Source organism: Streptomyces flavovariabilis (assembly GCF_000725785.1).
GTDB classification, from domain to species: domain Bacteria; phylum Actinomycetota; class Actinomycetes; order Streptomycetales; family Streptomycetaceae; genus Streptomyces; species Streptomyces hawaiiensis.
Genome location: NZ_JNXD01000006.1, coordinates 54,383 through 71,740, shown reverse-complemented (window position 1 = coordinate 71,740; position 17,358 = coordinate 54,383). Strand labels below are relative to the sequence as shown.

Below are 17,358 nucleotides of genomic sequence, written 5' to 3'. Positions count from 1 at the left end.
CCTTTCGGCTGCGGGCCGCCTGTGGCCGGTCGCGCAGTTCCCCGCGCCCCTCAGCGGCGCGCTCCTCGCCCCGCCGACGAGAACGGTACGAACCTCCTCTAGGACCCCCATGACTCTCACTCAGCAGGACATCGACCAGGAGATCGCGGCTCAGCACGCCGCGTACGAGAAGCGGCTCGCCGACGGGGAGCCCGTCGAACACCAGCCGCGGCGTGACTACGCGCCGTACCGGTCCTCGGTGCTCCGGCACCCCAAGCAGCCGCCGGTCACCATCGACGTCAGCAAGGACCCGGAGCTGGTGGAGCTGTCCTCCCCCGCCTTCGGGGAGCGGGACATCACCGAGATCGACAACGACCTCACCCGGCAGCACGACGGCGAGCCGATCGGTGAGCGCATCACCGTCTCCGGACGGCTCCTGGACCGCGACGGCCGCCCGGTGCGCGGCCAGCTCGTGGAGATCTGGCAGGCCAACTCGGCGGGCCGCTACGCCCACCAGCGCGAGCAGCACGACGCTCCGCTCGACCCCAACTTCACCGGTGTGGGCCGCACCCTCACCGACGACGACGGCCACTACCGCTTCACCACCGTCCAGCCGGGCCCGTACCCGTGGCGCCAGCACGTCAACGCCTGGCGGCCGGCGCACATCCACTTCTCGCTCTTCGGCACGGCGTTCACCCAGCGGCTCGTGACGCAGATGTACTTCCCGAGCGACCCGCTGTTCCCCTACGACCCGATCATCCAGTCGGTCACCGACGACGCGGCCCGTCAGCGGCTGGTCGCGACCTACGACCACAGCCTGTCGGTGCCGGAGTTCTCGATGGGCTACCACTGGGACATCGTGCTGGACGGCCCGCACGCCACCTGGATCGAAGAAGGGCGCTGACCAGCCATGACGAAGATCGACACCAGCCGGCCGGAGAGCGTGCTGCCCACCCCCTCGCACACCGTCGGCCCGTTCTACGGTCACGCCCTGCCGTTCCGCGGCGGCGAGGACATCGCGCCCCTCGGGCACCCGGAAACGGTCACAGTGCACGGTTACGTCACCGACGGCGAGGGCAAGCCGCTGCCGGACGCCCTGATCGAGCTGTGGGGGCCGGACCCCGAGGGCAACCTGCCGACGGCCGACGGCTCGATGCGGCGTGACCCGGCCTCGGGCGGCTTCCTCGGGCGCAACGGCGTGGAGTTCACGGGCTGGGGGCGGATCCAGACCGACGCGAACGGCCACTGGTACGTCCGGACGCTGCGGCCCGGCGCACGGGGGCGGAACGCCCCGTACCTCAGCGTGTGCGTCTTCGCGCGCGGGCTGCTCGTGCACCTGTACACCCGGATCTACCTGCCGGGCGACGCGGCGGCGCTCGCCGCCGATCCGCTGCTGTCCAAGCTGGAGGACGCCCGCCGCGACACGCTGATCGCCGCTGAGGAGGGGAGCGGCACGTACCGTTTCGACATCCGCCTTCAGGGTGAGGGCGAGACGGTCTTCCTGGAGTTCCAGTGACAGCTCCCTCCGGCGACACCGGCCTGCTCGCCCCCGGATGGGCTGGCTCGGCGGCCGCGGCGGCCACCGGCGACGAGGCGTATCTGCGGGCGCTGCTCGACGCGGAGGCCGCACTGACCCGCGCCCAGGCCGCGAAGGGGCTCGCCCCGGCCGAGGCGGCGACGGCGGTGACCGGGGCGGCCGATACCGGCGCCTTCGACGTGGAGTCCCTCGCCAGGCGGGCCCGCGCGGGCGGCAACCCCGTCATCCCCCTGGTCGCGGATCTGACCGAGGCCGTGGGCGAGGCCTACGGCCCCTATGTCCACCGGGGCGCGACCAGCCAGGACATCTTGGACACGGCGACGATGCTGGTCACCGCGCGGACCCTCGACCTGGTCCTCGCCGACCTCGGCCGTACCGAACAGGCCCTGGCCCGGCTCGCCGCCGAGCACCGCGACACCGCGATGCCGGGGCGGACGCTCACCCAGCACGCCGTGCCGACCACGTTCGGGCTGAAGGCCGCCGGATGGCGGTCGCTGGTGCTGGACACCCGGGACCGGCTGCGGGCCGTCCGGGAGTCCCTGCCCGCCCAGCTCGGCGGTGCGGCGGGGACACTGGCGGCCTTCGGGGCGTACGGCGCGAGCGATCCGGCCGGGCTGCCGGAGGCGTACGCCCGGGAACTCGGCCTCCGTGCGCCCGAGCTGCCCTGGCACGCCCTGCGGACGCCGATCGGCGATCTCGCCGGGTGTCTGGCCTTCGCGGCGGGCGCGCTCGGCAAGATCGCCGCGGACGTCCTCACCCTGTCGCGCACCGAGATCGCCGAGGTCGTGGAGGGCGGTGGCGGGGGTTCGTCCGCCATGCCGCACAAGTCCAACCCCGTACGGTCCACCCTGATCGCCGCCGCCGCGCGGCGCGCACCACAGCTCGCGGCCACGCTCTACGGGGCCATGGCCGCGGAGGACGAGCGTCCGGCCGGGGCCTGGCACGCCGAGTGGGAGCCGCTGCGGGACCTCCTGCGGCTGGTCGGCGGGGCCGTCAGGGACGCCGCCGAACTGGCGGAGGGACTGCGGGTCAGGCCCGAGGCCATGCGCGAACACCTGGATCTCACGCACGGGTTGATCGTCTCCGAGCGGCTGTCCGCCGAGCTGGCCCCGGTGCTGGGCCGCGCCCGCGCCAGGGAACTCCTCACCCGGCTTGCCTCCGAGGAACAACCGCTCGCCGACGCACCGGAGTTGGCGGACGCCGACCTCGATCCCACCCACTACACGGGGTCCGCCAGGACTCTCACCGACCGTGCTCTGGAGCGACGTTGACCCTCCTGAATTACCACGCCGAAGGACCCGCTTCCGCTCCCCCGCTGCTGCTCGGCCCCTCGCTCGGCACGTCGTACGCCCTGTGGGACCGGGTGGCGCCCGAGCTGTCGGTCACCCACCGCGTGGTGCGCTGGGACCTGCCGGGGCACGGCGGTTCGGCGGCCGGTCTCATCGAAGGGGGCGCGACGGTCGGTGACCTCGCCGGACTGGTGCTGGCGCTCGCCGACTCGCTCGGCGTCGAGCGTTTCGCGTACGCGGGTGTGTCGCTGGGCGGGGCCGTGGGGCTGCATCTCGCGGTGCACCATCCGGAGCGGCTGTCGTCGCTCGCCGTGATCTGCTCGTCGGCGCACTTCAACGGGTCCAAGCCGTGGGAGGAGCGGGCCGCGCTGGTGCGCCGGGAGGGGCCGGCCGGTCTGGCGGACAGCGCCGACGCACGCTGGTTCGCCGGCGGCTTCACCGTGCCGCGCCTGGTCCAGGACCACCGGGATGCCGACCCGGACGCGTACGCCGCCTGCTGTGACGCGCTCGCGGCGTTCGATCTGCGGGACCGGCTGACGGAGATCGCCGTGCCGACGCTGCTGATCGCCGGCCGCGAGGATCCCGCGACACCGCCCGCGCATCTGCGGGAGATCGCCGACGCGGTGCCGGGCGCGACGCTCGTGGAGCTGCCGGGCGCCTCGCACCTGGCGCCCGCGCAGTGCCCGGAGGCCGTGCTGACCGCGCTGCGCGCCCACTTCGGTCAGACAGCCCTCCGGGGCATGGCCGTACGGCGCGAAGTGCTCGGCGACGCGCACGTCGACCGGGCGCAGACCCGGCAGACCCCGTTCACGGCCCGCTTCCAGGACTTCATCTCGCGCTACGCCTGGGGCGAGATCTGGACCGATCCGACCCTGTCGCGCCGCGAGCGCAGCATGATCACCCTCACCGCGCTGGTCGCGCACGGCCACTACGACGAGCTGGCCATGCACGTCCGAGCGGCCCGCCGCAACGGGCTCACCCCGGAGGAGATCGGCGCGGTCCTGCTCCAGACGGCGGTGTACTGCGGGGTGCCGGCGGCGAACTCGGCGTTCGCGACGGCCCAGCGGGTGCTGGCGGAGGAGGACGGCGCCTCATGAGGACCGGAGGGTGACCCTGCCGGTCGTAGGCCCGGCCAGGTCTCGCACCGTCCTGCTCCGCGTGCCTACGGTCACCCTCGCCGAGAGAGCTCGACGGCAGCGGTGTCGCCGTGAACGTGCTGCACCCCGCGACCCGCATGGACACCGCGATGGTCCGCGAGGGCGGCTTCACGCCCCGGCACACGGTCGCCGACGGCGCACCGGGACTGATCGCGCCGGCCACCCGGGATCCGGGTACGGGCCGCTACTTCGACGGCACCCGTGCCGCGCGGGCGGACGAGGCGGCGTACGACCCCGAGGTGCGCAGCCGCCTGGCGGCCGGGACCGGCCGGTTGCTCCGCGCCTGAACTACGCCGGGCCGACACCGGCCCGGAGCGCCGCGCGTGCCCGCTCCTCCAGTCCGTCGGCCCCGCACGAGACCGCCAGGTCCAGGCCGCGGTGCAGGTCGGTCGCCGAGCGAGCGGCGATGCCGTACTCGATCCGGGCCGCCGCGTGCTCGTACTGGCAGGGCGAGGCCTCCAGGTACATGACCGCCTGGGCGTAGAGCCGGACCGCTCGCTGGCCGGTCTCCAGATCCGCGGCGCAGCGCAGGGCTTCCCCTATCGCCGTGTCCGTGCCGAAGCGCTCCGCCTGGCGCCGGACGTCGACGGCGAGCCGGGCGGCCCGGGCCGGGTCCTCGGTGCTGAGGGCGCGGGCGAGGTCGGCCGCCCAGGGGACGAGCACGGGGTTGTGGTGGCCGCGGGCCGCCGCCGCCTTCTCCGCGGCCTCCAGTTCGTTGATGCCGTCCTTGGTGCGGCCGACGGCCAGCAGCAGCCGGCCGCGCACCGAGCGCGGGTCGGGCAGGACGATGGTGGACGGGTAGGGCGGGGCGAAGCCGTGCCGCTCGGCGACCTCCCAGGCAGGCTCGACATGGCCGCGGGCGAGCAGGGTGTCGACCAGGCTGCAGGTCGCGGACCAGTACAGGGGCAGGCCGCGGCCGACGCGCTCGGCGAGACGCAGCGACTCGCGCAGGGACGCCTCCGCTTCCTTCAGCCGGCCCCGCCTGCGGTGGCCGATCCCGACGTAGGCGTGGGCCAGGGCGAGGTGGCCACCGCTCCAGCCGGCTGTCTCGTAGGCGCGCAGCGCTTCGTTGTAGAGGGTCTCGGCGCGGTCGAGGCGGTCGGTGAAGGCGTACGCGTTGGCCAGCATCAGCAGCAGTTCGATGCCCCACTCGGTGTCCGTCCAGCCGAGTCCGGGGGCCAGCCGGCCGTTGACGAGGGCGCGGTCGCACAGCTCGGCGACCTCCTCGGCGTTCTCGCCGTGCATGAGGGCGTCGAAGCCGCGCAGGATGAGCAGGGCGCGTTCGGAGTTGTCCCGGCCGGTGCAGGGGCGGGCGAGGTCGGCGAGCCGCTGGGAACGGCCGGGCGAGGTGGCCTCGCCGGCGTGCAGCCCCTCCCACATGAACTGCGCGGCCTGCAGCCGCATCCGGGCGGGACCCGGCCGGAGCCGGGCGGCCTCGGCCTCGACCGTGCGGACGGCCTCCTCCAGCTGGTCGTTGTGGAGGAGCGCCTGGGAGAGCCGGAAGACGGCGTCGACCCGCTGGTCGCCGGCGAGGCCGGGCATACCGAGCGCGGTCCGCAGATGGCCGATGGTGCGGGCCGGCGCGGTGAGGAAGGTCGCCTCGGCCAGTTCGTACAGCACGTGCGGCTGGGACTCGGGCCGGGGCGGTTCCTCCAGGGCCCGCTCCAGGCAGCGGCGGGCGGCGTCCGGGGCGCCGACGGCGAGGTGCTCGCGGGCGGCCTCGCGCAGCTGTCCGACGAGTTCCTCGTCGTCGTCCGGGTGGACCTCCAGGAGGTGGCGGGCGGCGGCCGCGGCACCGTGTCCCTCGTCGGAGACGATCCGGGCGGCGATGCCGTGCATGGCGGTGCGCAGGGCGTCGGGGATGGAGTGGTAGACGGCGGTCGCGATCAGCGGGTGGACGAACTCCAGGTCACCGGCGGCGCTGCGGCCGGTCGCGGGGTCGGGCGCGGTGAGGATGCGGGCGCTGCGCAGCAGTTCGGCGCAGCGGCGGGCGTCGTCCGGGCGCAGGGTGGCGAGCTTGGCGACCAGGTCGGTGGAGATGCCGGTGCCGAGGATGGCGGCGGCCCAGGCGAACCTGGTGGCGTCGATGCCGAGTTCCTCCAGGCGGGCGACGAGACCGCCGCCGCGGGCCGAGCGGTTCAGTTCGCGCAGTTCGCCGGCCCGGGCCTCGACCGGTTCGAGTTCGCTGTCCTGCACCTTGGCGAGGAGACTCGACGGTCTCGTAGGGGTTGCCGGCGGTGACGGCCCAGACCTCGCGGCAGAACGCGGCGTCGGCGTGGTCGCCCAGGGTGGCGCGGGTGAGTCCGGCCGTGGCGTCCGGGGTGAGGGCGCTCAGGTTCGCGACGGGGCCGTCAGCGGCGGCGACGACGGTGTCGAGGTGGCGGGCGCTCGCACCGGAGGCCTCCCCGGGGCGGCGGGCGACGACGACCAGGACGGACATCTCGTCGAGGCGCCCGGCGAGTCCCGCGAGCCAGTGCAGGGTCTCCTGGTCCGCCCAGTGGGCGTCGTCGATCAGCAGCACCAGCGGCCAGTCCCGGCGGGCGAGCCGGCGTACGGCGGCGACCAGGCCGTCGCACACGCCCTGCGGATCGGCCTGCCGGTCGCCGGGGTCCGCTATGCCGAGGGCGGGGCCGGCGATGTCGTACCAGTCACCGAGGTACTCACGGGCCTCCTCCGGCAGCATCGACACCAGGGCCGGCTGCAGCAACTGGCGTACCACGTTGAAGGGAACCGACCTGAGGGTCTCGCCGCCGCGTGCCGACCAGACCGCGCAGCCGCGGGCCTCGGCGATGCGGCGGGTTTCGGCCAGCAGCGCGGTCTTGCCGAGTCCGGCCTCGCCGCGGAAGACCAGCAGTCCGCCGGACGAGGAACGGTCCGCGCACAGGCTGTCGACCGCCCGCTCCACGGCGGCGACCTCCTCGTCGCGCTCCCACAGGGAAGCCGAGGCGGCGGCCGTGGGCCGTACCTCCGTCATCCCGCTACCTCCCCAAGTCGCCCGAACGACGTACAGACGTCGAGCGTAGCCGTCCGATTGCCTGAGTGCAGGGTGGTCGGGGCACCTCTTGCCGTGACGGGTGACACCGGGTGCGGCCGGGCGACGCATCCGGCCCGTCACCAGCCCTGCTCGGGTCAACGGCGGGCGAAATCACGGAATGTGACGTTCATTCAGCAGCATCGGGACACACGGCGCGGCCGGCGTGCGCTGGTCGCGGGGTCGGTGGGCAACCTCATCGAGTGGTACGAGTTCGGCGTCTACGGCTACTTCGCGACGATCATCGCGGCGCGGTTCTTCACTCCGGAGGGCGGCAGCGAGGCCGAGGCTCTGGTCAGGACGTACGCGTCCTTCGCGCTCGCGTTCTTCTTCCGGCCCGTCGGGGCGGCGCTTTTCGGCCGACTGGGCGACCGGGTAGGGCGGCGTCCGGTACTGGTCCTCGTGATCACGCTGATGACGGTGGCGACGGCGCTGATCGGTGTGCTGCCGACGTACGCGCAGGCGGGTGCCCTGGCGCCCTGGCTGCTGACGTTCCTGCGGGTGCTCCAAGGGCTGTCGGCGGGTGGGGAGTTCGGCGGGGCGGTGTCGGTGATGACGGAGTTCGCTCCGCCGGGCCGGCGCGGTCTGTACGGGTCGTGGCAGTCGTTCACGGTGGCGCTGGGGCTGCTGGCCGGTGCGGGTGCGGCGGCGCTGTTCGCCACCGTGCTGACGGAACAGCAGTTGGGCGCGTGGGGCTGGCGGCTGCCGTTCCTGCTCACGCTGGGGCTGGGCGCCTTGTGGCTGAGACTGCGGCTGGACGAGACGCCGGCGTTCGTGGCGGAGCGGGCGCAGGAGACCCCTCCCCGGCGCGAGGTGGTGAGAGCCGTCGTGCTGGGCGCGGGACGGATCACGGGCTGGGCCGCGGCCGGTTACACGTTCCTCGTCGTGCTGCCGTCGTATCTGCAGAGCTCGCTGGGCGCGACGTTCCAGCAGGCGCTGGTGGCGACCGTGCTGGCCAACCTGGGTTTCGCGGCCACCATCGTGCCGGCGGGGCTGCTCAGCGACCGGCTCGGGCGGCGGGCGGTGATGCTGACGGGGGCGGTGCTGGTGGCGGTCCTCGCGGTGCCGTTGCTCAACCTTCTTCAGGAGCCCGGCGTTTCGAACACCGTGAAGGGGGTGGCGGTGTGCGGCGCGGGCGGGGTGGTGGGGCTGATGGCGGGGCCGGGCCCGGCGATGCTGTCGGAGATGTTCCCGACGCGCGTGCGATACACGGGCCTGGGACTCGCCTACGCGCTGTCCAATGCGGTGTTCTCCGGGTGTGCCGGGCTCATCATCACGGAGACCATCGAGCGCACGGGGAGCGTGGACATCCCCGCGTACTATGCGGCGGCGGCGTGCGCGGTGAGCGTGCCGGCCCTTCTGACGCTGCCGCCGACGCGGCGCGTCGCGGTGGCCAAGGCGGCGGAGGAGAGGGCTGGTTGAAGGGATGCGGGTGATCGGAGACGTGATCGGATGCGGGTGATCGGTCTCATGTCCGGCACGTCGTACGACGCGATCGACGCGGCGGTGGCCGAGCTGGATCTCGTCGGCGACAGTCTGGTACTGAAGCCACTGGGCACGGTGAGCGAACCGTACGACGGCGAACTGCGTAAGGTCCTGGCCGCCGCGCTGCCGCCGGGAACCACCACGCTGGGCGAGGTGTGCCGGCTCGACACCCGGATCGGGCAGGCCTTCGCGGCGACCGCGGTCCGGGCCGACCGCGAACTGTGCGAGGGGCGCGCCGAGCTGGTGGCCTCGCACGGGCAGACCGTCTACCACTGGGTCGCCGGCGCCGAGGTCCACGGCACCCTCCAGCTCGGGCAGCCGGCCTGGATCGCCGAGGCGACCGGGCTGCCCGTGGTGGCCGACTTCCGGCCGCGTGACATCGCCGCCGGCGGGCAGGGCGCGCCGCTGGTCAGCCTGGTCGACCTGCTGTGGCTGCGCGGCCGCCCGGGCAGGCCCGTCGCGCTCAACATCGGCGGGATCGCCAACCTCACCGCGCCGGACGGGACGGCCTTCGACACGGGGCCGGGCTGCGCGCTGATCGACGCGGCGGCCCGGGGGTTCAGCGGCGGAGCACTGGTCTACGACACGGACGGGGCGCTGGCCGCGCGGGGCCGGGTGCACGGGCCGCTGCTGGACCGGCTGCTGGAGGAGCCGTACTACGCGCTGCCCGCGCCGAAGACGACGGGCAAGGAGCTGTTCCACCTCGGTCATCTGAGGGACGCGCTGGCCGGGTTCGGGACGCTGCCGGCCGAGGACGTCGTCGCGACGCTGACCATGCTGACGGCCCGGACGGTGGCGGACGCGGTGGGGCGGGTGTGCGCGACGGAGGTGATCGCCTCGGGTGGCGGGACGCGCAACCCGGTCCTGATGTCGATGCTCGCGGAGCTGTTGCGGGGAGTGGCCCTGCGGACCTCGGACGACCTCAATCTGCCGTCGGACGCCAAGGAGGCGTATGCCTTCGCGGTGCTGGGGTTTCTGACTTTGCACGGCCTGCCGGGCACGGAACCGGCGAGCACGGGGGCCCGGCATCCCACTGTGCTGGGGTCGGTGACCCCGGGCCGGGGCGGGTTGCGGCTTCCGCCACGGGCGGCTCGGCAGCCGACGCGGCTGCTCCTGGAATAGCCGATTCCGACTCCTCTCATGCCTCTTTCACCGACGCCTCATACGGTGGGGGCATGACGCAGGAGACTCCTCCCGGGTGGTACGCCGATCCCGGACAGACAAGTGACGGGCCCGCCACCGAGCGCTGGTGGGACGGCAAGGCCTGGACGGACCGCATCCGCCCGGCACAGCCGCCCGCGACCTGGGGTCCCCCGACAGGGCCGGCGGCCACCGGCGCAGCATCGACGGACCAGACGCCCCCCGGCGGTGCGTCGACGGCCCCGGACGACACGGCGCCCTCGGTGAACCCGGAAGTGGCGGACCGTCCGGCTGCCGCCGGGGCGCCGGCTGGGACCGGGACACCGGCAGCCGGACAGCCAACGGGAAGCGAAACGCCGGGAACCGGGGCACCGGCTGCCGCCGCGGCGCCGGGAACCGGGCCGACCGGCGCAAACGGAGTACCGGCTGCCTCCGAGGGGCCGGGACACGGGCAGCAGATCGCCGGCGCCGGTGGCCCGGGAGCCGCCGGGCAGCCGGGGGGCGCCGGGCAGCCGGGAGCGGGGCAGCCCGCAGACGTCCGGGGTCCGGGAGCCGCCGGGCCGCCCGGGACAGGGCAGCCTGCCGGCGCCTGGGGTTCCGGAGTCGTCGGGTATTCAGGTGCTGCCGGGCAGCCGGGCGGTGGCGCGTACCCGGGGGCTGCCGGGTATCCCGCCTACCCCGCGTATCCCGCCGCGCCTCCGGGCGGAAAGGGGCGGCGGCTGCGGATAGGCGCGGCCGTCGCGGCGGCCGTGGTCGTGCTCACCTGCATCGGCGTGGGCGTGTACGCCCTGACGGACAGCGGCGGCGGGGGCGGTTCGCCCACCTCCCAGGGGCCGGGCGCCCCCGGGGGCCAGGGCGGGCCGTTCGGCGGACCGGGCGGGTCCGGAGGCTCGGGTGGGTCCGGCGGCGGCGACGGCGGCGGGTCCGGTGGGCAGAGTCCGCGGCCCGAGCAGTCCGAGCCGCCGAAGATCAGGAGCGGGTCCGTGACCGACGCGGTCAGCGGGATCAGTCTGCCGATTCCGAAGGGCTGGTACGGCCAGCAGGCCAACGCCGGCGCGCAGGTAACGTCCGACGACTCCTACAAGTGCCCCGGCGACACCTCCTCGACCTGCACGAAGGGCGGCGCCTACTCGGCCCCGGCCCTGGCCCTCGGCACCAAGGGCGATACCGCCGAGGAGATCGCGAAGGCGGACATCGCGGCGAACGCCGAGGAGTCCTACGGCGGCAAGTCCTACGGCGGGATCACCTCGCACGACGTGCTGGATTCCAAGGCCGTGACCGTGGCCGGGCAGAAGGGCTATCTGGTCCGCTGGAAGGCCGTCACGAGCAAGGGCGCCGACGGCATCGTGGAGTCACTCGCGTTCCCCTCCCCCGCGAACGCGAAGCAGATGGTCGTCGTACGGTTCGGGGTCGACGCGGACCAGAAGGAGACCGTGCTCGACGAGATCGCCAAGGGCATCAAGGCGTCGACGGGCAGCGGCAACGGTCAGGACGTCTGACCGGGAAAAGACTCCCGCACACCCCGGTCGGCCGGGTGGGGCGCCCCTGCCGCTCACAGGGGAACCCCACCCGGCCGGGGGGTGCGCGCCGCCCCCGTCCCCACGGGTCGGCGCGATCGGGTCACCGTCCGGTCATCCGGTGGACGGCGGCCCGGGTCTCAGGTCAGGCCCAGTGCCGGCAGCACGGCGGCCTCCACGAACCGCACCATGTACTCCGGGTCGGCCCACTCGCCCTCCAGGACGGGCCGCACCCGCAGGACGCCGAGCAGCTGGGCCGGGACGTACTCCAGCGCCGGATGGTCGGCGGGCACCTCTCCGCGTTCGACCCCGCGCCGGATGATCTCCTTCAGCGCGGCGATCTCCGGCTCGACCAGCGCCTCGCGCAACGCGCGCTGGAGCTCCGGGTCCTGGCCGGCGGCATGGGCGAGCGCCTGGAGCAGTTTGGTGTCCCGGCCGGACAACTCGCCCGCCGCCCGGGCCGCCTCCCGCAGGTCCTCGGCGAGCGAGCCGGTGTCGATGCAGCGCGTCCGCCGATGGGAACGCAGCGCCGCCGCCACGAACTGAGGCTTGGTCTTCCACTGGCGGTAGAGCGTGGACTTGCTGCACCGGGTGCTGGCGGCGATCCCCTCCATGGTGACGGAGGCGTAGCCGCACTCGCCCAGTTGCTCCAGCACGGCGTCGTAGAACTCCTGCTCACGCTCGGGCGTGATCTTGGAGCGGCGCGTGACACCGGCCGGCTCGGGCCGGTCCGCGGCCTGCGACGTCATGGGCGGGGCTCCTGGCTTTCGTCGGGCGGCCGGAAAATTCCCGGCCGGCGGTGTGTTCTCCGTCTATCGATACGCCAGTGTACCGGTACGCGACCGTATCGGTACACTGGCGTATCGGTACGCTCTCGTACCGATAACAGCACCACCGTCACCGAAGGGGCCGGGGGATGAATGCCCGCACCGAGCCTGCGCCGGCGGGGTCCGACGCGATAGCGCGACCGCCGCTCGTCCGGGAGCTCCTGCTCGTCGCAGGGCTCTTCCTCGTCTACAAGTTCGGTCGGCAGCTGGCCACGGGCCACACCGGCGAGGCCTTCCACAACGCGCAGCGTGTGTGGGACTTCGAGCGAGCGGTCCATCTGCCGGGCGAGGGGGCGGTGCAGTCCCTGCTGCTGCACGGGGACGGACTCGCACACCTCGCGAACACGTACTACGCGGCCGTCCACTTCCCCGCCACCGGCGCCTTCCTGGTCTGGCTGTACCTGCGCCGCCCGGCGCACTACGTCTGGGCCCGCCGGGTGCTGGCCGCGGTCACCGCCGCCGCTCTGGTGCTGCACCTGCTGTTCCCGCTCGCCCCACCGCGCATGCTCGCGGCGACCGGCCTGGTCGACACGGCACGGGTGTACGGGCCGTCGGTGTACGGCGATCCCGCGGCCGACTCCCTGTCGAACCAGTTCGCGGCGATGCCGTCGCTGCACTTCGGCTGGGCGCTGATGGTGGCGATCGGCCTGATCGCCGCGACCCGCTCGCGGTGGCGCTGGCTGTGGCCGGCGCATCCGATGCTGACGCTGCTGGTGATCGTCGGCGCCGCGAACCACTACTGGCTGGACGCGATGGCGGCGGCGGCCCTGCTGGGCCTCGCGCTCGCGGTGACCCTCCCCCGGAATTCGTCCGAGGGGACCCCCCTCCCGGTTCGCTCGCCGCACCGCACGGCGACCACGGCCGGCCGGGCGCGGGGCGGCCTCGTACCGGCGCAGCGGGACGAGCAGGCACTCGTGGGGGCCGGGCGATGAACGCCGTCCTGATCGCCGTCGCCCTGTCCCTCGTCTCCGCCGTCGCCTACGCGTCCGCCGCGGTCGCCCAGGAGCGGCTCGCCTCCCGCTCCCCCGGCTCGGGCACGCTGCGGCTGCTCGGCAGCGGCGCCTGGTGGTGGTCGGTCGGGCTGAACGCGTCCGCCGCGCTGCTGCACATCGTCGCGCTCCGGTACGGTCCGCTGACCGTCGTCCAGCCGCTCGGCGCGCTGACCCTGGTCGCGGCGGTGCCCATGGGGGCGCGGCTCGCGGGGCGGCGGGTGAGCGCCGTCGAGTGGAAGGGCACCGCGCTGACGCTGCTGGGCCTGGGCGCGATCCTGGTCACGGCGTCCGGCCCGGCTCCGGACGATGTGCTGAGCGTTCCCGAGGCGCTTGCGGTGGCGGGCGCCACCGCGGCGCTCGTCGGGGTGCTGTCCCGGCCGGGCGCCCGCCCCGGGCTGCGGCACGCGACCGCCTCCGGCCTCGCCTCCGGGGTCGCCTCGGCCCTCACACAGACCGTGACGGTGGCCGCGACGGACCGGACCGGACCGGTGCTGAGCGTCCAGGTGGTCGGCGTGGCACTGCTCGTGGCGGCCTTCGCGGCCGGTGGGCTGCTGCTGTCGCAGACGGCGTACCGGGGTGGTCTGGGCGGCCCGCTCGCGATGGTGACCCTCGCCAACCCGCTGGCCGCCGCGGCGATCGGCCTGGCACTGCTGGGCGAACGCCTTCAGGGCGGCCCGGCGGGCGTGCTGCTCGCGCTCGCCGGGGCGGGCCTGGCGTCCTGGGGTGTGGTGCTGCTCAGCCGGACGGCACCTGCGGCCGCCCCGGCGGACGACGATCATCCGGTCGCCGTCGTCCTGGCGCTGGAACCCGGTTCTGCCGCGCCCGAACCGGCGCTGGTGCCCCGGCCGCACGATCCGGGGCACCTCACTCCCGCTACGCGGTGACGATCGCCGGGTCGCTCACCCCCGGCCGCCCGTTCTCGACGTGACCCGCGAACCGCCGCAGGAACGCCTTGTCGCCGTCGGCGGTGACGGTCAGGTCGTACCAGCGGCGGCCGGCGGCGAGCTCCACCGTCCGGCGCACCTTCGCGCCCGGGCGGACGGTGACGGCCGAGGGACGGCCGCCGTAGCCGCTGGAGAGCTTCAGCCGGGCCGTGCCGGAGCCCTGGTTGGTGAAGGTCAGTTCGATGTCGTCGCCGGTGTGGCGGGCGGTGACCTCGCAGCCGGCCGTCCCGTTCGAGCCCTTGAAGACGCGCACGAAGCCGTTCGGGCCGTGCACGGTCAGGTCGTACGCGCCCGCCGAGTACACCGAGTTCCAGGTGTCGGAGAGTGTCTTGCCGGCCTCGGTGGTGTACATCCAGGGGCCGTCGGTGCGGTTGCCGGAGGTGACGTGGAAGGCGCCGCCCGCCTTCGCTCCGGTGGCGAAGGAGAGGGTGAGCTTCCCGGCGGCCGCGTCGACCGAGGCGTCCACGTACGGGGCGTACTTCAGCGGCCGGGTGCGGCGCAGACCGCGCTCCTGCCGGGGCATGCGGGGATCGGCGGGCGGGGCCGGCCTGTAGTCGGGATGGCGTTCGCGGTCCTGCGGCTCGTACTCGTCGGTGCCGGGCAGCGGGGCGGGGCGCGTGTCCTTGCGGGAGAAGTCGAACGCCGCCGTCAGGTCACCGCAGACGGCCCTGCGCCAGGGCGAGATGTTGGTCTCGCGCACGCCGAAGCGGCGCTCCATGAACCGCAGGATCGAGGTGTGGTCGAGGGTCTCGGAGCAGACGTAGCCGCCCTTGCTCCACGGCGAGACGACCAGCATCGGCACCCGGGGCCCGAGGCCGTACGGGCCTGCGGTGTTCTTGCTGTCGCCCGGGAAGAGGTCGAGGGAGACGTCGACGGTGGACAGGCCGCGGGAGGCGTCCTTCGGGGGCAGCGGCGGCACCACGTGGTCGAAGAAGCCGTCGTTCTCGTCGTAGGTGATGAACAGGGCCGTCTTCGACCAGACCTCCGGGTTGGAGGTGAGGGCGTCGAGGACCTGGGCGATGTACCAGGCGCCGTAGTTGGACGGCCAGTTGGAGTGCTCGGAGAAGGCCTCGGGGGCAGCGATCCAGGAGATCTGCGGCAGCTTGCCGGCCTTGACGTCGGCGCGCAGCCGGTCGAAGTAGCCGTCCCCGGCCTTGGCGTTCGTGCCGGTGCGGGCCTTGTCGTACCAGGGGTCGCCGGGCTGGGCGTTGCGGTACTTGTCGAAGTAGAGCAGCGAGTTGTCGCCGTAATTGCCCCGGTAGGCGTCCTCGATCCAGCCCCAGGAGCCCTTGGCGTCCAGGCCGTCGCCGATGTCCTGGTAGATCTTCCAGGAGATGCCGGCCTGCTCCAGGCGCTCGGGGTAGGTCGTCCAGCCGTATCCGAGTTCGTCGTTGCCGAGGACCGGGCCGCCGCCGGTGCCGTCGTTGCCCGTGTACCCGGACCACATGTAGTAGCGGTTCGGGTCGGTGGAGCCGATGAACGAGCAGTGGTAGGCGTCGCAGACGGTGAAGGAGTCGGCGAGGGCGTAGTGGAACGGGATGTCCTCGCGGGTCAGGTACGCCATGGTCGTGGTGCCCTTCGCGGGCACCCACCGGTCGTATTTGGCGCCGTTGTAGGCCTGGTGGCCGTCGGGCCAGGAGTGCGGCAGGCCTTCCAGGAACTGCATGCCGAGGTCGTCGGCGTCCGGGTGGAACGGCAGGATCTCCTTGCCGTCCTTCTCCTGGTGCCAGACCGGCTTGCCGTTGTCGAGGGTGACCGGGCGGGGGTCGCCGAAGCCGCGGACGCCTCTCAGGGTGCCGAAGTAATGGTCGAAGGAACGGTTCTCCTGCATGAGGACGACGATGTGCTCGACGTCCTCGATCGACCCGGTGCGGTGGTTCGCCGGAAGGGCGGCGGCGCGCTGGATGCTGGCCGACAGCGCGCTGAAGGCCGTGGTGGCACCCGCGAGCTGGAGAAAGCGGCGCCGGTTGACTTCGGACATGTAGGACAGACCTCTCATCCTGAGGTACGGGATGGCCGGAACGTGACGGAATCTGCGCGGAAGGAGTGTTTCAGGGACACCAAACGACAAGAAAGGGGCGCGTGACACTCGTGTGAAAGTCGTCGGTACGCCGGGTGTGCCGGGGCGCCGCGGGGGGAGGGTGAGGGGCGTGACAGAGACGCAGACGGTTTCCCCGCCGACGAAACGGCCCGTTCGCCAGCTCCTCGCCGCCTCCGTGGGCAACGCGGTGGAGTGGTACGACTGGTACGCCTACACGTTTCTGGCCACCTACATCGCCGACCAGGTCTTCCCGAAGAGCGCGGACAACTCGCTGGTACCGCTGCTGTCCACGTTCGCGGTGTTCGCGGTGGGCTTCTTCATGCGGCCGGTCGGCGGACTGCTCATGGGCGCGGTCGCGGACCGGCACGGGCGGCGGGCCGCGCTGACGGTCACCATCCTGCTGATGGGCGGCAGCAGCCTGCTGGTCGGGCTGACCCCGACGTACGCCACGGTGGGTGTGCTCGCACCGGTGATCCTCGTACTCGCGCGGCTGCTCCAAGGGTTGTCCGTGGGCGGCGAGTTCGCGGCCTCGACGACGTTCCTGGTGGAGTCGGCGGGCCCCGGCCGGCGCGGGCTGTTCTCCAGCTTCCAGTACGTGTCGACGACGGTGGGGCAGCTCGTCGCCTCCGGCATCGCCGCGCTGCTGGTGGACACGCTGAACGACGGCCAGATGAACGGCTGGGGCTGGCGGGTGCCGTTCGTGCTCGGGGCCGTGCTGAGTCTGGTCGGCTTCTGGATCCGGCAGGGGGCGCAGGAGACCCGCAGCGCCGAGCAGCAGCAGGCCCCGCGGCCCGGCCTGTTCGAGGCGCTGCGCAGGCACCCGCGCGAGTCGCTCCTCATCGGCGGCATCACGGCCGGCGGCACCATCGCCTACTACACGTGGACGTCGTACCTGCCGACGTACGCGGAACTCAACGCGGGTATCGAGAAGTCGGACGCGTTGCTCGCGGGCACGATCTCACTGGCGTTCTTCGCGCTGCTGCAACCGCTCGGCGGGCTGCTCTCGGACCGCTTCGGCCGCCGCCCCCTGCTGCTCTTCTTCGGCCTGGGCTTCGCCCTGCTGACGGTGCCCCTGCTGCACACCCTGCGCGACTCGTTCGCCGTGCTGCTGCTCGTGCAGTGCGCGGGGATGGTGCTGCTGACCGGGTTCACCTCGATCAGCGCGGCCGTGAACGCGGAGATCTTCCCGCCCCGGGTCCGCGCGGCGGGCATCGGTTTCCCCTACTCCCTGACGGTGGCCCTCTTCGGCGGCACGGCCCCGTATGTCGGCACCCTGTTCAAGGAGCTGGGGCACTCGGGGTTGTTCCCCTGGTACGTCGCGGTGCTCTGTCTGGTGTCGTCGTTGGTGTACCTGCGGTTGCCGGAGACGGCTCACACCCCGCTGCGGCGGTGAGCGGACGCACCGCCGGGGCCCGGCGC

Annotated in this window: 12 protein-coding genes and 3 pseudogenes; 12 read left to right on the top strand and 3 right to left on the bottom strand. The window is 73.4% G+C overall.

Annotation, left to right across the window (positions count from 1 at the left end):
• The first annotated feature begins 109 nt into the window (after positions 1-109).
• The 5 genes and pseudogenes from pcaH to IO24_RS0112525 all read left to right on the top strand — a co-directional run.
• Positions 110-883, top strand: a complete 774-nt coding sequence (pcaH, locus tag IO24_RS0112545; protein ID WP_031135038.1) for a protocatechuate 3,4-dioxygenase subunit beta — start codon at positions 110-112, stop codon at positions 881-883.
• Between the two features lie 6 nt (positions 884-889).
• Positions 890-1,495 (top strand): protocatechuate 3,4-dioxygenase subunit alpha, encoded by a 606-nt coding sequence (gene pcaG / locus IO24_RS0112540; RefSeq protein ID WP_031135036.1) that lies wholly within the window; start codon positions 890-892, stop codon positions 1,493-1,495.
• The gene (gene pcaB / locus IO24_RS0112535) at positions 1,492-2,787 is read left to right on the top strand and encodes a 3-carboxy-cis,cis-muconate cycloisomerase (protein WP_031135034.1); all 1,296 of its coding nucleotides are present in this window, start codon (positions 1,492-1,494) and stop codon (positions 2,785-2,787) included. The genes pcaG and pcaB overlap by 4 nt, the downstream gene beginning before the upstream one ends.
• On the top strand, positions 2,784-3,902 hold the full coding sequence (pcaDC, locus tag IO24_RS0112530) for a bifunctional 3-oxoadipate enol-lactonase/4-carboxymuconolactone decarboxylase PcaDC (protein WP_031135032.1): 1,119 nt from the start codon (positions 2,784-2,786) through the stop codon (positions 3,900-3,902). The genes pcaB and pcaDC overlap by 4 nt, the downstream gene beginning before the upstream one ends.
• Positions 3,903-3,988: 86 nt before the next feature.
• Positions 3,989-4,249: pseudogene (locus IO24_RS0112525) on the top strand (3-oxoacyl-ACP reductase); the annotation flags it as partial.
• A gap of 1 nt (position 4,250) precedes the next feature.
• On the opposite strand, the pseudogene IO24_RS40590 reads toward IO24_RS0112525, so the two are convergent.
• Positions 4,251-6,936: pseudogene (locus IO24_RS40590) on the bottom strand (ATP-binding protein).
• 180 nt (positions 6,937-7,116) lie between these two features.
• On the opposite strand from IO24_RS40590, the gene IO24_RS0112515 reads away from it, so the two are divergent.
• The 4 genes and pseudogenes from IO24_RS0112515 to IO24_RS46320 all read left to right on the top strand — a co-directional run bounded on the left by IO24_RS0112515 (position 7,117) and on the right by IO24_RS46320 (position 11,117).
• Positions 7,117-8,415 carry an MFS transporter gene (locus IO24_RS0112515; RefSeq protein WP_031135028.1) on the top strand — a complete coding sequence of 433 codons (1,299 nt, stop codon included), beginning with the start codon at positions 7,117-7,119 and terminating at the stop codon, positions 8,413-8,415.
• 30 nt (positions 8,416-8,445) lie between these two features.
• Entirely contained in the window at positions 8,446-9,600 is a 1,155-nt protein-coding gene (locus tag IO24_RS0112510; protein WP_031135026.1) for an anhydro-N-acetylmuramic acid kinase, read from the top strand.
• Positions 9,601-9,653: 53 nt separating this feature from the next.
• Positions 9,654-9,734 (top strand): annotated as a pseudogene (locus IO24_RS46325) (DUF2510 domain-containing protein); the annotation flags it as partial.
• A 342-nt stretch (positions 9,735-10,076) separates the two neighbouring features.
• Complete coding sequence (locus tag IO24_RS46320; protein WP_420823209.1) at positions 10,077-11,117, top strand: hypothetical protein; 1,041 nt, start codon at positions 10,077-10,079, stop codon at positions 11,115-11,117.
• A gap of 158 nt (positions 11,118-11,275) precedes the next feature.
• Here IO24_RS46320 and IO24_RS0112500 read toward each other — a convergent pair whose 3' ends face one another.
• Entirely contained in the window at positions 11,276-11,884 is a 609-nt protein-coding gene (locus IO24_RS0112500; protein WP_031135024.1) for a TetR/AcrR family transcriptional regulator, read from the bottom strand.
• Between the two features lie 167 nt (positions 11,885-12,051).
• Between IO24_RS0112500 and IO24_RS0112495 the strand changes: the two genes are divergently transcribed.
• Both IO24_RS0112495 and IO24_RS0112490 read left to right on the top strand, forming a co-directional pair.
• The gene (locus tag IO24_RS0112495) at positions 12,052-12,894 is read left to right on the top strand and encodes a phosphatase PAP2 family protein (RefSeq protein ID WP_031135022.1); all 843 of its coding nucleotides are present in this window, start codon (positions 12,052-12,054) and stop codon (positions 12,892-12,894) included.
• Complete coding sequence (locus IO24_RS0112490) at positions 12,891-13,838, top strand: DMT family protein (protein ID WP_031135020.1); 948 nt, start codon at positions 12,891-12,893, stop codon at positions 13,836-13,838. The genes IO24_RS0112495 and IO24_RS0112490 overlap by 4 nt, the downstream gene beginning before the upstream one ends.
• On the opposite strand, the gene IO24_RS0112485 is transcribed toward IO24_RS0112490, so the two are convergent.
• Entirely contained in the window at positions 13,828-15,879 is a 2,052-nt protein-coding gene (locus tag IO24_RS0112485) for a phosphocholine-specific phospholipase C (RefSeq protein WP_031135018.1), read from the bottom strand. The genes IO24_RS0112490 and IO24_RS0112485 overlap by 11 nt on opposite strands.
• Positions 15,880-16,048: 169 nt before the next feature.
• Here IO24_RS0112485 and IO24_RS0112480 point away from each other — a divergent pair, with 169 nt between their 5' ends.
• Positions 16,049-17,332 (top strand): MFS transporter, encoded by a 1,284-nt coding sequence (locus tag IO24_RS0112480; protein ID WP_031135016.1) that lies wholly within the window; start codon positions 16,049-16,051, stop codon positions 17,330-17,332.
• Positions 17,333-17,358 lie beyond the last annotated feature (26 nt).